At 47.4% G+C, this 15,730-nt stretch carries 15 protein-coding genes; 9 read left to right on the top strand and 6 right to left on the bottom strand.

Annotation, left to right across the window (positions count from 1 at the left end; genetic code table 11):
* Positions 1-38 precede the first annotated feature (38 nt).
* The 5 genes from BUA17_RS06135 (at position 39) to BUA17_RS06155 (ending at position 4,091) form a co-directional block, all read left to right on the top strand.
* Positions 39-746 carry a metal ABC transporter ATP-binding protein gene (locus BUA17_RS06135; RefSeq protein WP_072732939.1) on the top strand — a complete coding sequence of 236 codons (708 nt, stop codon included), beginning with the start codon at positions 39-41 and terminating at the stop codon, positions 744-746.
* Positions 692-1,585: a metal ABC transporter permease gene (locus BUA17_RS06140; RefSeq protein ID WP_072732940.1), complete on the top strand. Its 894-nt coding sequence runs from the start codon at positions 692-694 to the stop codon at positions 1,583-1,585. The genes BUA17_RS06135 and BUA17_RS06140 overlap by 55 nt, the downstream gene beginning before the upstream one ends.
* Positions 1,572-2,657: a metal ABC transporter substrate-binding protein gene (locus BUA17_RS06145; RefSeq protein ID WP_072732941.1), complete on the top strand. Its 1,086-nt coding sequence runs from the start codon at positions 1,572-1,574 to the stop codon at positions 2,655-2,657. The genes BUA17_RS06140 and BUA17_RS06145 overlap by 14 nt, the downstream gene beginning before the upstream one ends.
* 202 nt (positions 2,658-2,859) lie before the next feature.
* The gene (locus tag BUA17_RS06150; protein ID WP_064638083.1) at positions 2,860-3,336 is read left to right on the top strand and encodes a hypothetical protein; all 477 of its coding nucleotides are present in this window, start codon (positions 2,860-2,862) and stop codon (positions 3,334-3,336) included.
* A 47-nt stretch (positions 3,337-3,383) separates the two neighbouring features.
* Complete coding sequence (locus tag BUA17_RS06155) at positions 3,384-4,091, top strand: M50 family metallopeptidase (RefSeq protein WP_064638081.1); 708 nt, start codon at positions 3,384-3,386, stop codon at positions 4,089-4,091.
* A 60-nt stretch (positions 4,092-4,151) separates the two neighbouring features.
* Here BUA17_RS06155 and BUA17_RS06160 read toward each other — a convergent pair whose 3' ends face one another.
* The 5 genes from BUA17_RS06160 to BUA17_RS06180 all read right to left on the bottom strand — a co-directional run bounded on the left by BUA17_RS06160 (position 4,152) and on the right by BUA17_RS06180 (position 8,214).
* Complete coding sequence (locus tag BUA17_RS06160; protein ID WP_063563885.1) at positions 4,152-4,523, bottom strand: DUF4363 family protein; 372 nt, start codon at positions 4,521-4,523, stop codon at positions 4,152-4,154.
* Positions 4,524-4,546: 23 nt separating this feature from the next.
* Positions 4,547-5,275 (bottom strand): DUF421 domain-containing protein, encoded by a 729-nt coding sequence (locus tag BUA17_RS06165; protein ID WP_079695960.1) that lies wholly within the window; start codon positions 5,273-5,275, stop codon positions 4,547-4,549.
* Between the two features lie 232 nt (positions 5,276-5,507).
* Positions 5,508-6,371, bottom strand: a complete 864-nt coding sequence (locus tag BUA17_RS06170; RefSeq protein WP_072732942.1) for an SDR family oxidoreductase — start codon at positions 6,369-6,371, stop codon at positions 5,508-5,510.
* Complete coding sequence (gene uxuA, locus BUA17_RS06175) at positions 6,368-7,435, bottom strand: mannonate dehydratase (protein WP_072732943.1); 1,068 nt, start codon at positions 7,433-7,435, stop codon at positions 6,368-6,370. Before uxuA ends, BUA17_RS06170 begins: the two co-directional genes overlap by 4 nt.
* 47 nt (positions 7,436-7,482) lie before the next feature.
* Positions 7,483-8,214, bottom strand: coding sequence for a GntR family transcriptional regulator (locus BUA17_RS06180; RefSeq protein ID WP_082935071.1), 732 nt, complete (start codon positions 8,212-8,214; stop codon positions 7,483-7,485).
* Between the two features lie 198 nt (positions 8,215-8,412).
* On the opposite strand from BUA17_RS06180, the gene BUA17_RS06185 reads away from it, so the two are divergent.
* Together BUA17_RS06185 and BUA17_RS06190 are read left to right on the top strand one after the other, a co-directional pair.
* Positions 8,413-8,715, top strand: coding sequence for an ArsR/SmtB family transcription factor (locus tag BUA17_RS06185; RefSeq protein WP_063563882.1), 303 nt, complete (start codon positions 8,413-8,415; stop codon positions 8,713-8,715).
* Positions 8,716-8,812: 97 nt separating this feature from the next.
* A complete protein-coding gene (locus BUA17_RS06190; RefSeq protein ID WP_072733502.1) occupies positions 8,813-10,204 on the top strand; it encodes an aldehyde dehydrogenase in 1,392 nt (463 codons plus the stop codon).
* A gap of 65 nt (positions 10,205-10,269) precedes the next feature.
* On the opposite strand, the gene BUA17_RS06195 is transcribed toward BUA17_RS06190, so the two are convergent.
* Entirely contained in the window at positions 10,270-11,181 is a 912-nt protein-coding gene (locus BUA17_RS06195) for a helix-turn-helix domain-containing protein (RefSeq protein ID WP_072732944.1), read from the bottom strand.
* A gap of 176 nt (positions 11,182-11,357) precedes the next feature.
* Between BUA17_RS06195 and BUA17_RS06200 the strand changes: the two genes are divergently transcribed.
* On the top strand, positions 11,358-13,583 hold the full coding sequence (locus BUA17_RS06200; protein ID WP_072732945.1) for a glycoside hydrolase family 52 protein: 2,226 nt from the start codon (positions 11,358-11,360) through the stop codon (positions 13,581-13,583).
* Positions 13,580-15,730 (top strand): alpha-glucuronidase family glycosyl hydrolase, encoded by a 2,151-nt coding sequence (locus BUA17_RS06205; protein ID WP_072732946.1) that lies wholly within the window; start codon positions 13,580-13,582, stop codon positions 15,728-15,730. The genes BUA17_RS06200 and BUA17_RS06205 overlap by 4 nt, the downstream gene beginning before the upstream one ends.

A 15,730-nucleotide genomic window follows, 5' to 3' on the forward strand; every position in this document is an offset into this window, starting at 1 on the left:
CGTTTTTAAATCGTAATATTTACGAAAAGAGGAAAAACATGATTCTATCTTCCATGCGTGATGTGGTATTCGGATACGGCAAAGAGCCAGTCATTGACCAACTGTCGCTGGATATCCATGTGGGGGAGTTCGTCGGCATTACAGGACCGAATGGTTCTGCGAAAACAACCATGCTGAAATTGCTGCTGGGGCTGTTACAGCCCTGGAGCGGCACGGTACATATGAATGTGCAGTCCGTACGTGGCAGTAAGCTGAACATCGGATATGTACCCCAACAGGTAGCATCGTTCAACAGTGGATTTCCCAGTACGGTGATCGAACTGGTGCGATCCGGATGTTACCGCAAACTCGGCTTGTTCCGCAGATTCACATCCGAGCAGGAAGCCATTGTGGAACGCAGCTTGCGGGAAGTCGGCATGTGGGAATACCGCAACGTTCGGGTTGGAGAACTATCTGGTGGACAAAAGCAGCGAATCTGCATTGCCAGAGCCTTGGCAGGCCAGCCGCAGGTACTCGTGCTGGATGAACCGACTACAGGCATGGACCGGCGCAGCCGTGAAGGGTTCTATGATCTGATGCGCCATTATGCAGACGTTCATGGACTGACCATTATTATGGTCACTCACGGATTAGAAGAGATGGGCAACCGGTTGGACCGGACGATTACCCTGGAGCGGCAAGAAAGTGAGGAATGGCAGTGTTTGAGTACGAATTCATGCAGCGTGCTTTCTGGGCAGGCGGACTGATCGGAGTTATTGCTCCAATTTTAGGAGTCTATCTGATGCTGCGACGGCAGGTGCTAATGGCGGATACGTTGTCCCATGTTTCATTGGCAGGGGTTGCCCTGGGTTCTGTGATGAACCTTGATCCGGTGATCTGTGGATTTGCGATTGCGATTATCGGCGCATTGCTGGTGGAACAACTCCGGCGAAATTACCTGACATATAGCGAGGTGCCTGTAGCGATCATTATGACGTCGGGTCTGGCCCTTGCTGTGGTGCTCATGAGTCTGAAAACCAATCTGTCCAAGACATTCAGCTCTTACCTGTTCGGTTCTATCGTTGCCGTTAGTGATATGCAGTTATGGATTATGGCGGCTGTGTGCGTCATCGGACTGATTTTTTTCATCGTGCTCAGAAGGCCACTGTACAATTTAACGTTTGATGAAGAGACAGCTTCCATTGGAGGCATTCAGGTTAAAGGTTTATCCTTTGCATTTGCCGTTCTGACAGGAATGACCGTTGCTTCAGCCATGCCGATTGTCGGCGTATTGCTTGTGTCTGCTTTAATTGTACTGCCCGCTGCCCTGGCACTGAGATTGTCACGCAGCTTTGCAGCAGCGATCCTTATTGCAGTCGTCGCCGGATTAATTGGTATTTTTAGCGGACTGACAACCTCTTACCATCTAAACACACCACCGGGAGGAACGATTGCTCTCATCCTGTTGGTCTTTCTATTGATTGGCATATCAGCACAAAAGCTGATTGGACGATATAACCGTAAACGTCATCGTAAAGAGAGAAAACAACAACGTGCAACTCTATTCATACATTCAAGGGAGAATACGTCACATGAAATTCAATAAAAAATCAGCTCTTGCACTATTATTCAGTCTTACACTTATCGTAGCCGGTTGTGGACAAAATCAATCCGCTTCCGATTCCAGTACCAGCTCGGCCAGCACGCCGGTACCATCAGAGACCGAGGAAGCCAAACTGAACGTTGAAGTCAGCTTTTATCCGATGTATGAATTCACGAAAAATGTAGCGGGCGATCTGGCTAATGTTCATACACTCGTTCCTGCGGGTATGGAGCCACATGATTGGGAGCCGACACCACAGGATATTGCGAGCATCGAAAAAGCGGATGTGCTTGTTTATAATGGGGCGGGAATGGAATCCTGGATCGATCAAGTTACGGATAGTCTGAGCAATGCCAAACTCATTCAAGTGGAAGCGAGTCATGGGATCGATCTGCTGGAAGGATCGGAAGAAGAGGAGCATGATCACGAACATGCCGATACAACCGACACGCATGACCATGCGGATGAAGCGACAGCAGAGGAGCATAATCACGATCATGACGCCGAAGCAGAAGAAGGACATACACATACACATGATCATGATCACGGTGGACTTGATCCCCACGTTTGGCTGTCACCTGCACTTGCCGTGAAGGAAGTACGGAATATCGAGGCTGGACTCGCACAGGCTGCGCCTGAACATGCGGAGCAATTCAAGCAAAATGCCGACGCCTATGTTGCCAAACTGGAGGCACTGGATCAGGATTTCAAGGCAGCTGTAGCAGACAGCAAACGTAAAGATTTCATCACACAGCATGCTGCGTTCGGTTATCTTGCAAAGGAATACGGTCTGCAGCAAGTACCGATTGCCGGTCTGTCTCCTGAACAAGAGCCTTCTGCAGCTCAAATGGCATCCGTTATTGATTTTGCCAAGGAGCATCAGGTGAAGACGATTTTCTTCGAAACGTTGGTTTCATCCAAAGTATCAGAGACTATCGCCAGTGAAGTAGGGGCCAAAACGGCTGTATTGAACCCGATTGAAGGGTTGACGGAAGAGGAGATCGCTACAGGAATGGATTACATCGGCGTAATGCGGCAGAATTTGGAGGCACTGAAACTGGCACTGAATGAATAGCGGTTTTGCTACTTTAACAAGTTGAATTCACGAAAAAAGAGAACCCATTTGATGCCTGTCATCGAAAAAGGTACAATAATACAACATGCTGAGGAATGGCACAGCCATTCCTTTGCCTTTGGCCACGCAGAGAGCACAGGGATGTGCTCTTTTCGTTGTTCAAGGTGACGGAAATCATGCGGGGAACGGGAGGAAACGCCTTATGGATTCAGATGAAGAACAGGAAGTACTATTAAGCCAGCAGCCTGCCCATCTATGGAGAAGACGCAAGCTGGAGTTAATGCAGTGGACGGAACGCGAGAAGCAGACCGTGGCAGCGAAGAGAACGGAGATTTGGAACGATGTCGAAGTGGATGCTGAGTTAGTTGATGCCTTGACTTTGCTTCACAGAGCGGGCGTACGTACCGAGTTTTCTTGTGCTGGTGTGAGCCCGCTCGATGAGCCGATAGATCATTCCCTTTATGCCTATGTTACACTTATACAAAATGAGGCAGCCGATCGATTTGTGACTTATGCGCTGTCGCAGATGCGCAATAGATTGCTTGCCACACTGGAGACAGGAACGGGTCGATATGATCTGTCTTCTTTTTTCATAGGTCATAACCGGAGTTTCTGCTGGTGGATGCAATATTGCGCCGCGCATTTCATGGATCGAAACGATTTAAGTGTAGCCACGTAGTATAGTGATAGGTATTTTTACTCGGAGGCAAGGGAGGTAGGACCGGATTGAATAAATGGCTCAAAACCATACTGTTTCTGGTGGGTTCAGCGCTACTGACCCGCTTTATACCATTTTCTTCATTGTTCCGTAACCTGGATACGATGATACACGAATTTGGCCATGCACTGGTAACACTGTTGTTATCCGGCAAAGTATTGCGCATTGAGTTATACGCTGATCACAGTGGCGTTACATATTCATCCATGCTGACACCAGGCAGATCTATATTGGTTTCCTTAGCGGGGTATGTCACGGCGTCTCTCTTTGCCTGGCTGTTATTCTATCTTTACCGGAAAGGACGGCACATGTGGGGGCTCGGCATTATGACGGGTGTAGCTCTTGTGTCGCTTCTCTTCTATGTAAGGGGAGAATTCGGCATGCTCTGGCTTACAGGCTTTAGTGCGCTGAATGTTGTGATTATGATCTTTGGTGCCAAAATCGCGAAATTCTATTATTTGTTGCTGGCTTTCCTCACACTGGAAGAGTCCGTAGTTAGTGCCATGTATGTTGGGCTAATGTCCTGGACACAGCCTTCCCGGGCAGGGGATGCAGCCAATCTGGCTCAGCAGACATTTCTCCCGGCACTGTTCTGGGGAACGTTATTTGCACTGTTTGCACTGTGGTGTGCGAAGGGAGCACTGACGCTCTTTTTCCGAAAAGAAAGCACGGTCCGCACGTCAAAATCCCGTGGATTACGCGGGCGTAATGTTTAGAAAATAGAGAAGGCACTTCCTTTTTTATTAAAGGAGAGTGCCTTTTTGCGTGTCTTCGTGTCAATCTCCAAGATTGTCCCATAACACATAAAAGTAATAAATTTCTTCCATGATCGCCTTATCATCCTCAGCGGCAATACCGCCCTTCATCCGTGCAAGGGTACCCAGAATATCGTAAATCGTCTCACGCTCCACACTGAACTGTATGCGATTGACGATCTTGTCCCAGGCTTTCATCGCGTAATCGATTTGGGACTTGGCTTCAGTCCATTTTTTGCCCTCAACCTGTTTCTGCAATGTTTGTACAGATTCAAGCAAGCGATCATCAGCACCAAAGGGCTTTTTGAGAAGGGCTCCGCTTGCCATTATCGCAACGAACACAAGAATGAGGCAGATCGGAAGCACATACAGCAACCAGAAACGCGATTTCATTCAATCGCCTCCTTCATGTAAATTTAGAAAGGCCCCTCATAATCGCCCATATCGATTTTTTCGGTGATCTTATCTTTAAATAGATCAATATACAATTTATCGTTAGGCAATATGGCGGCAAAAGCAATATCCTGTATCGTCACTTTTTGCTTCTTAAGCTGCTCGCTGAGCCAGTTCGTATCTTTGTTTCGTTCCTCCAGATTTTGCTTAATCAGCACGCCATCAATGATAATCTCGGTCATCAGCTTACTCTTGGCAGGATGCATATGCATGTCCTTCGCGGTTACCGGTTGATTCTCTGGTTTCAACACAACAGAGAGACTGCCGTCCGGTTCAAGAATGGCATAATCCAGCGTAGTGATGTCAAATACATCCTTTTGCCGCAGCATCATGGTCAATTCGTCGAATTTCACACGCATTTTACTCAGGTTTTGTTCGAGAATTTTACCATTCTGGATGATCAGTGTGGGGTCAGAGTCCATCAGTTTGGAGATGGTACGATTTTTCAGCGTAATATACTGAAAAATAATCGTGATAATGGTGAAAATGGTCAAGGCCACAAAATGAATCCACGCCTTGGAAGATAGATCGGTCGCAAATGTACCTGCGATGGAACCGATCGTAATACCGTTAATGTAATCAAAATACGTCAAGTTGCCCATTTGTTGTTTGCCCAGCACCCGGGTATAGATGATCAGGGTCAGAAAGGCGATAATCGATCGCACAGCAACAACCCATGTTTCTTCCATCATGTATGTATCACCTTCCTTCGCTTCATCTTACAGATTGAAAATGTGAATGCTTGAAGCCATTCTTTAATTCCACCCAGCATATTTGTGGGCTATAACAAGCTTTTCCTAGGCTGGATAATCTTATTCTTGAACGCAAAAAACCGAAACCCGGCTAAGTGCTCCAGGCTTCGGTTAATCATTCGTTACATATCTTTAATTCGGTAAATCCATGGAATAGTAAATAGAATAGAGGTCATACACCCGAGTAAGCCATAAACCCTCCATCTACAGGAATAACCGTACCTGTAACAAAACCGGACTGACGTTCATCTGCCAGCCACATCAGCGTGCCTAGAAGATCTTCCGGTTTGCCGAAGCGGCGCATTGGCGTGTGCGCAATGATTTTACTTGAACGTTCGGTCGGCGAGCCATCCGGCTTAAGCAGCAGATTACGGTTTTGTTCAGTCAGGAAGAATCCTGGTGCAATGGCGTTTACTCGGATTCCCGATTCGGCCAGATGTACCGCAAGCCATTGCGTGAAATTGTTAATCGCCGCTTTGGCTGCACTGTACGCAGGAACTTTGGTCATGGGCGAAGGGGCACTCATGGACGAAATATTAATGACGGTAGCTGGAACATCACGTTCTATCATTTGTCTTGCGAAGATTTGGGTAGGGATGAGGGACCCAACAAAGTTCAGATCCATCACCTGACGGAATCCCTCGACACTTACATCAAAAAAAGTAGTGATATCCGGCTTCTCCAAATCTTCCTGTCTGAAAATTTCATTCGTGGTATTGGCACTGGCATGGTTGCCACCCGCTCCGTTAATAAGGATATCGCAAGGTCCTAGCTTCTCCTGAACAACAGCTGCTGCCGCTATTACACTATCGGCCTGGGTCACATCACAAGCTACAGCGATCGCTTTTCCACCCGCAGACTCGATTGCCGCAACAACTTCTTCCCCTTTGGATACGGTACGGTTCAGAATGGCTACACTTGCGCCATGTCGCGCGAGCTCTTCAGCCATAGAACGACATAGAACACCTGCCCCGCCAGTAATTACAGCTGTTCTGCCTTCCAGACGAGTTGATCTTTCTTTGGTAAATTCACTCATGCTTTTGACCTCCTTTGCAGAGAGTCCCAGACGCCCCACAGATACATAATCCCCAGAGCCCGATCATAGAGTCCATATCCCGGTCTGCATTGTTCTCCCCAGAGATGACGTCCATGGTCCGGTCGTGCATAACCTTCAAATCCAATATCGTGGTAGGCTTCCACAACACCGGCAATATCGACATTTCCATCCTGACTGCGGTGGGATGTCTCGATAAAGTCTCCATTATCATAGATTTTTACATTACGGATATGAGCAAAAGGAATACGGTCCTTGAACTCGTGGATCATACCGATAATATCATTGTTTGGATTAGCTCCAAGAGAGCCACTGCACAACGTTACACTATTGTAAGGGCTATCATACAAGTTCAGATATTTGCGAACATTGTCTTGACTCGTAATAATTTTCGGCAGACCAAAGATCGGCCAAGGCGGATCATCCGGATGAATGGCCATTCGAATACCTAACCGTTCAGCAGTAGGAATGATCTCCTGCAGGAAATAAAGAGCGTGTTCCCACATATCTTCCTCTGTTACATCCTTATAGGCTTCGAACAGACCTGTTAAATACTGCAATCGTTCCGGTTCCCAGCCGGGCATCGTCAATGCGGAATTTTCGGTAATGCGTCGAACCAATTCCAGCGGTTCAATATCGGCAATTTTGCTATTCTCGTAGAAGAGGGCGGTAGAGCCATCTTCCATCTCCTTATGCAAATCGGTACGCAGCCAATCAAAGATCGGCATGAAGTTGTAACAGATCACTTTAACGCCTACCTGGGCGAGTTTTTCCATCGTTTTTTTGTAATTCTCAATATATTGATCACGTGTAGGCAGACCGAGCTTGATGTCTTCATGAATGTTAACACTCTCAACGACATCCAGATGTAACCCGGCCTGATCTGCAGCAGCTTTGACTGCCAGAATTTTGTCCATGGGCCATTCCTCACCTGCCGGAACATCATGCAGCGCCCATACAATGCCTTCGACTCCGGGAATCTGCCGGATGTGGTTAAGTGTCACGGTATCATTGCCTTCTCCAAACCAGCGAAAAACCATTCTCATCACATTCACCTCATCAAGATTAGTTTAAAGAACAGGTAAATCCATCATCATTGAAAATAGGAAGGGTATGTATCCCGCAGGACAGCCAGATCCGTTACGGTCAAATGCAGATGTTCCTGCATAATGTGCTCTGCCGTTTGGGCATCGTGCTGTTGTATCGCCTGAACCATGGATCGATGCTGTTCGAGCAAATGATCCCAATGATGATCCGAAGACAGACGGAGCATTCGGCTCCGGTTCAGATGCACGTTCATATGCTGGATCACGGACCAGGTGTTTTTTTTGTTACAGCCTGCAAAGAGAGTACTATGGAATTCCTCATCCAATCCGAACATTCGTTCATCATCCGGTTCAAGTATGCATTCCTGCTGCTGCGCAAGGTTCTGCTCCAATATTTTCATGTGTTCATCTGGAAATTGGACACACGCGAGCCGTATGACGGCACGCTCAAGCTGCTCACGCATGAAACGTGCTTCCTCCACGAGATCAACCTGAATCAGAGATACATAGGTACCTCGCTGCGGATAGACTTCCAGCAGACCTTCCTGCGCTAATCGGACAAAGCTTTCTCGAACAGGGGTCCGACTTACATTGAACTCAAGCGAGATCTCTTTCTCCGAGATGGCGGTACCGGGAGGCAGCTTCAAACTCAGAATCAACTGCTTCAACGTCGTATAGACCGCCTCACGAGAAGAGAATGCCTGTTTGTTCAGAGAAGACGGGTTAATTAAGGATGATAATAATTCGGCTTTGGACGAAGACCTAGGGGGATATTCCATAATCTCAACTCCTTCAAGAACATACTACCATACTTGTATGGTAGTATGGAAGCGCTTTATATGAGTTAGTCTAAAATTTATCGCACAAGGCTTGCTGTTAGCGGGATGCTGGAGTAAACTATAGTCATTAGGTTCAAATGTTTAAACCAACAGACGTGACAATTGTGATATCTGTAGACATATAATAGAGGTGAAACCATGGGACAAAAAGCGATATCTATTTTTCAAACCTGCATCCCCTTATTCCAGGTACTTAGCGACAATCATCGTCAGGCGATATTACTTGCTCTTAGTGAGAAGGGCAGCATGACAGTGAATGAAATTACAGAGCAGTTCAGCCTATCCCGGCCTGCTATATCTCATCATCTCAAGTTATTGCTTGAAAAAGGGCTCATCTCCGTAGAACAGAAGGGCACACAACGATATTATTCCGCTTCATTAAGGTCCTCGGTAGAGCTGTTGAAGGAACTGGTTGGCGCGTTGGAAGAAGAGTGCTTATAAGCAAGAGTTGTTAACATGCCTAGGCATGTGGGCTAAATGTTCGTATGTTTAAACGAATCATCATTAACTCGAAGAGGAGTTGTATTATATGAGTGTCATGCAGGAATTAAGCGCACATGAAGTCGAAGAAATTTTACTGCAGCAACGGCATTTTTTTCGCTCAGGGGCTACTCGTTCGGCCGAGTCACGTATTACACATTTAACCCGGTTGAAACAGGCGATTCAGAAGTATGAGTCCCGTCTTACTGAGGCGCTCTATCAGGATTTGGGCAAGAGTGAGTTCGAATCGTATACTACAGAGATTGGATTCATGCTGGATAGTATCACGCACACCATTCGGCAAGTGAAGAAATGGGTCAAGCCGGTCAAAGTCAAAACCCAATTCACGCTGATCGGGTCGAAAAGTTATATCATTCCTGAGCCTTATGGTGCGGTATTGATTATTGGACCTTTTAACTATCCATTCCAGCTGTTGATTGAACCCCTGGTTGGTGCGTTTGCAGCAGGCAATACGGCAGTCCTCAAAGCATCAGAGAACACACCAGCCGTCTCAGCTGTTATTCGCGAGATGATTAGCTCGGTATTCGAACCAGCATACGTTCACGTGGTCGAAGGAGCCAAAGACACCACCACGGCGCTTATTAATTCGCCTTTTGACTATATCTTTTTTACAGGAAGTGTACCCGTTGGCAAAATTGTCATGGAGGCCGCTGCCAAAAATCTCGTTCCAGTGACGCTGGAGCTTGGCGGTAAAAGTCCAGTCATCGTGGATAAGCATGCAGATATCAAAGTGGCTGCACAGCGTATTATATGGGGAAAGCTGCTCAATACGGGTCAGACCTGCATCGCTCCGGATTATCTGCTTGTGCATGAACAGGTGAAAGATTCGTTGATCTCCGAAATGAAAGCAGCAGTGGAAATGTTCTTTGGCACAGATATTCAGCATAATCGAGATTATGGGCGAATCGTCAACAAGGCGCATTTCAAACGTCTCACTACCCTTATTGAACGCGATCAAGCCCTCGTCATCTATGGTGGTCAATCCGATGAGGAAGACCGCTTTATTGAACCGACATTTATTGATGCTGAATCGTGGGATGCGGCAACGATGGAAGACGAAATTTTTGGTCCGATTCTGCCGATTATCAGTTATTCCCATATTGATGAGGCGATTGCAGGAATTGAGAAGCGGCCGAAACCGCTGGCGCTATATCTCTTTACATCAGATACACAACTACAAGATAAAGTGATGCGCGAGGTTTCTTTTGGGGGAGGATGCATTAACGATACGATTACCCATGTAGCCAACCCACGTCTGCCTTTTGGAGGGGTAGGACATTCCGGTCTTGGTTCATATCACGGGCGTTATAGCCTGGAGACCTTCTCTCATATGAAAAGTGTGCTCAAAAAGAGCACCAGATTGAACTTGTCGATTTTATATCCGCCATACGATAACAAGCTGAAGACGATTAAACGTCTTTTGAAATAAAAGAACCGGCGTTTAATCATATACAACGTAGAGGCCATACTGGAATGATCTTCAATGGATGAAGCTCATTCCGGAACAGGCTGTTCCTGTCTGTAGCGTGTGGGTGAAATCCCTGACCAGCGCTTGAATTGACGACTGAAATGGGCAATATCCTTGTAACCTAACATGGCAGCGATGTTCTGAACCGAAAGCTTGGGGTTACCCAGCAGAACTTTGGCTTCATGCAGAACCATTTCAGATAAATATACACGTGGAGACTGACCATACACCTGCCGAAATACACGGTTACAATGCGAGGAACTGATGCCCAGCTCTGCTGCAATATCATCAATGCCATAATGGCTGTCGGACTCACGTCCCTGCTTGAACTGCTGACTTACCAGTGCTTGCAGCCTATTACGAATTTGATGGGCAAGTTCGATCTTTTCATATCCGTCCGTAAACATTTGAGCTGCTTCCTGAGAGACAGCCTCCCATAAATGGCCGAACAACTCAAATACCGCCGATTGCAGCTGCATGCGCTGCACCATCGTACTCGCCGCCCGGTTATCCGCAGAAGACATTAATTTGCGAAGTACAGGCTCGATCTGGTGGGTAACCGGACTATCTGCATCGAACAAAACCTGCTTGATTCGTGCAAGCAAAGAGAGAAATAACTGATCATCGATATCAAAATGCATGCAAAAATACGTAAACCCCTTGCCGTTATGGCTCAGGCTGGAATGAGTGCTTCCTGGAGGAATCAGGAGCAATTCGCCAGCCTTTTGAATATACAGTTTGCCATTCACGGTCATATATTGTTCGCCTTCTGTTACATAATTCAGCTCATATTGTGGATGTTCGTGAGCTGGATAATCCCAATCCGCGCCGACACTTCGCAAATGTATAGCGAACAAATTCACCGTTGTTTGTACATCTGGGTAAAACACCTCATGCATACTCTCTCCCAGAGCGGGAGGCAAATAGGTGGAAGACATGGAAGACCCCCTTAATAAAAATAGAAACAGATGTAACCGCTTTATTTATATTATAGTCTATTAGCTTGATTTGGGTAAATATCCGATTGATTTGACCATGGTCTACGGTGGAATGCCCATGGTAGGATGGGGCTAATGAAAACGTATGCAAACCATTTTGAGAGGGGTCATCGTTCATGAGCACATCCAAGTCCATCTTTTATAATGCCCATCACTCACCGATCGGGGCTTTTGCCAGCTTTACGCTTGGATACAAAGGAGCCAAAGGCGGACTAGGCCTGGAGCTTGGCAAGCCAGCAGATCAGAATATATATATCGGTTTACAATCTCGCGACAGTGAGAACTACGAAGCTTTACCATTTTTCGAAGCGGTTGAAGATGCAAGCGTTCGATATGATGTAGAGAAAGTGGACAATTCGGATTCAGATCAGGTGTCTTCGGCCTCGACAGAAAATGGATTGAGCACACCAGCGGCAGCACAGGGAACACGCCCGCTAATTTCAGCGTTCCGCGATGAAGAGATTACGCGCGAGTTTACTTCGGGAACAGATACGTGGACGGCGGGTGATCTGACTTTCCGTATTTACTCACCTGTGCGTCCTGTACCCGAACCGCTGAGTGGTGATCGTGAAGCAATAATGGATGCGCTTGTGCCTGTGGTGCTGGTGGAGATAACAATTGATAACACGCAAGGACGCCAGTCGCGTAAAGCATATTTTGGCTACCAGGGAAATGATCCTTACTCAGCCATGCGTATCATCGGAGGACCTGAGGGTGGGGCATTAACCGGAGTTGGACAAGGTCGCCTAACTGCCATTTTATCTGCGGATGAGGGTCTATGGCCTGCTCGAGGATTTACATTGGAGAAGATATTGCAGGAGAAACATCGTGAGAATCTGGCCTTCGGTCTAGGTGAAACAGCTGCGTTGTTGATGGACGTTCCCGCCGGAGAGAAGCGTACGTACCAATTTGCCGTCTGTTTTTATCGCGGCGGGATCGTTACTTCGGGTATGGACACGACCTATTGGTATACACGTTATTTTGCAGATATCCAGGAAGCCGGGAAATATGCGCTTAACCGTTTCAACGAGCTGACTGCTTCCTGTAAGGAAATTGAGCAACGTCTCGGAGTAGCTGCTTTGAGTGAAGATCAGTCATTTATGCTTGCCCATTCCATTCACAGCTATTATGCAAGTACACAACTGCTGGATGCGGATGGAGAGCCGTTCTGGATCGTAAATGAAGGCGAATACCGGATGATGAACACACTCGATCTGACCGCAGATCAGTTGTATTTTGAACTTGCCTTAAACCCTTGGACCGTGCGTAACGAGTTAGAGTGGTTTGTGAAACGTTACAGTTATACAGATCAAGTGCGGTTCCCGGGCGAAGAGAAAGAATATCCGGGCGGCATTACTTTCACGCATGATATCGGCGTAGCCAATGTATTCTCACGTCCGGGGCACTCGGCATATGAACTGGTAGGTATCGATGACTGCTTCTCGCAAATGAGCCACGAGGAACTGGTCAACTGGCTCTGCTGTGCAACTGTATATATTGAACAGACGCAGGACCGGGAATTTGTTAAAGAGATGCTGCCCGTCATTCGGGATTGCTTTGAAAGCATGTTAAACCGGGATCATCCGGATGAAAACCAACGCAACGGCCTGATGGGGCTGGATAGCAGTCGTACCAAAGGCGGAGCCGAGATTACCACTTACGACAGCCTGGATGTGTCACTTGGACAATCCCGCAACAACATCTATCTGGCTGGAAAATGCTGGGCCGTCTATGTAGCCCTGGAGAAGCTGTTCGCTGCAGAGAAGCTGGCTGATTTGTCTCATCACGCAGGACGTCAGGCGGATCGCTGTGCAGCCAGTATCGCAGCCAAGTTAACCGATAGTGGTTACATTCCAGCAGTTATCGACGAAAATAATGATTCCCGTATCATTCCGGCCATTGAAGGCTTGGTGTTCCCATACTTTACCGGTTGTGAAGGCGCGCTGGATGTAAATGGCCGTTTCGGTCCTTACCTGCAAGCACTCCGAACCCACTTTAAAACGGTTCTTGTCCCTGGTACGTGCCTATTTGAAGATGGAGGCTGGAAACTGTCCTCTACGAGCAATAACTCATGGCTCAGCAAAATATATCTATCCCAGTTCATCGCACGAGAACTGCTGGGCGTGGAATGGGATGAAACAGGGAAGGCATCTGACGCTGCTCATGTAAACTGGCTGCTGCATCCAGAGGAATCTTACTGGTGCTGGAGTGACCAGATCCTGGCAGGTGTGGCGGTCGGTAGCAAGTATTACCCGCGCGGAGTAACATCAATTCTATGGCTGCTCGAAGGCAAAGGTAATCGTCTGGAGCAGATTTATGCCAGCAAGGAGGCTGTACAATGAGCAACACAACCCTTCAATCGAATTTTTCCGGCCCTCAATACGATGCGTGGCTTGGATATCTTCTAAGTCAAACCGCAGTAAAAGGAGCCGTCAAAAAATCAGCCCCTGTCTGGAGTCATATCGTGACTGTAGCGGAAGATCAGGAAATTATATCAACAGCATCAGCCGAGCTGACTCAGGGACTGGATAAGCTGTTTGGCATCAAACCGAAAGTTAATCAGGAAACTGTCAGTCAAGTGAGCAAATCGGATTCAGACCACCAGGAGGCACAAGGGATCTGGCTTGGCACATGGACCGGTTCAGAAGCCGTGGCTCAGGCCTTCAGCGACACGGAACGCTCTACTGTGCAGGGAGAAGGTTATATTATCCGCGAAGATAAAGAGCAGGGTAGGCTATTTATTGGTTCTGAAACCCCTCAAGGTGTTCTATATGGTACTTTTCATCTATTAAGGGAGCTTGTTCTGGAGCAAGAAAACTCAAACGAAGTGCACCCTGCTGGGGGAAGATTAAGCTACATTTCCGAGCAGCCTGTTAATGCATTACGCATGATCAATCAGTGGGATAATGTGGACGGCAGCATCGAGCGTGGTTATGCTGGAAAATCCATTTTCTATGACAATGGAGAATTCACTCGTGATCTTGCACGTATTCGAGATTATGCCAGATTGCTTGCTTCTACAGGCATTAACGCTATTTCAATCAACAACGTAAACGTGCATCAGCGTGAGAGCCTGTTCCTGACGGAACGTTTCCTGGGTGATGTTGCGAAGGTTGCTGCCCAATTCAGAGCGTACGGCATCCGATTGTTCCTTAGCGCCAACTATGCTAGTCCAATAGAGATTGGTGGATTGCTTACGGCAGATCCGCTGGATGAACAGGTCCGTGAATGGTGGAACATTCAGACAGCCAAGGTGTATGCGGCAATCCCGGATTTTGGCGGCTATCTGATCAAAGCTGATTCGGAAAATCGGCCTGGACCCTTCACATATAACCGTGATCATGCCGATGGAGCGAACATGCTGGCCGAGGCACTTCGCCCGTTTGGTGGACTGGTAATATGGCGCTGCTTCGTCTATAACTGTAAACAAGACTGGCGTGACCGCTCCACGGATCGTGCACGGGCGGCATATGACCACTTCAAACCACTGGATGGCCGATTTGCGGATAACGTCATTTTGCAGATCAAGAATGGGCCAATGGACTTTCAGGTTCGCGAGGCCGTATCTCCACTGTTCGGAGCAATGGAGAACACAAATCAGGTATTGGAGTTCCAGATTACGCAAGAGTATACGGGTCAGCAGCGGCATCTGTGTTATCTGATTCCACAGTGGAAAGAAGTATTGGATTTTGATACGTTCGCCAAGGGGCCGGGTTCTGAAATCAAACGCATTGCTGACGGTTCTCTGTACAACAGGCCCTACAGCGGCTTTGCCGCAGTATCCAATATCGGTGCAGATGCTTGCTGGACAGGACATCCGCTCGCTCAGGCGAATCTATATGGATATGGAAGACTTGCTTGGAATCCAGAGCTGTCATCGGAAGAGATTGCGGAGGAGTGGGTCAGACTTACATTCGGACATGACGAAGAGGTCGTTCGTCTAATCTTTGGCATGCTTTTGAATTCACTCCATATCTATGAAAGTTATACGGCACCGCTCGGTGTAGGCTGGATGGTTAATCCGGAGCACCATTATGGGCCTAATGTGGATGGCTATGAATATTCCAAGTGGGGCACGTATCATTTTGCCGATTGTGATGGCATTGGTGTGGACCGGACAATGAGCAGTGGAACAGGATACACTTCCCAATACCACCGCGAAAATGCCGAAAGATATGAATCCGTAGACTCCTGTCCGGACGAGCTGCTATTATTTTTCCACCATGTCCCGTATACGCATGTTCTGAATTCTGGCAAAACGGTCATTCAGCACATTTATGATACACATTTTGATGGAGCAGAGCAGGCGAAAGCATTAGCACAGACCTGGAGACAGTTGGAAGGCAAGATTGATTCAAATGTATTTGATAAGGTGTCTGCGTTACAGGCAGGGCAGGCGGAGCACGCCAAGGAATGGCGAGATATGATCAATACGTACTTCTATCGCAAAAGTGGTATTGCAGATAAACAAGGAAGAACGATATATTAA

Source organism: Paenibacillus sp. ov031, from assembly GCF_900143165.1.
In the GTDB taxonomy this organism is placed as follows: domain Bacteria; phylum Bacillota; class Bacilli; order Paenibacillales; family Paenibacillaceae; genus Paenibacillus; species Paenibacillus marchantiae.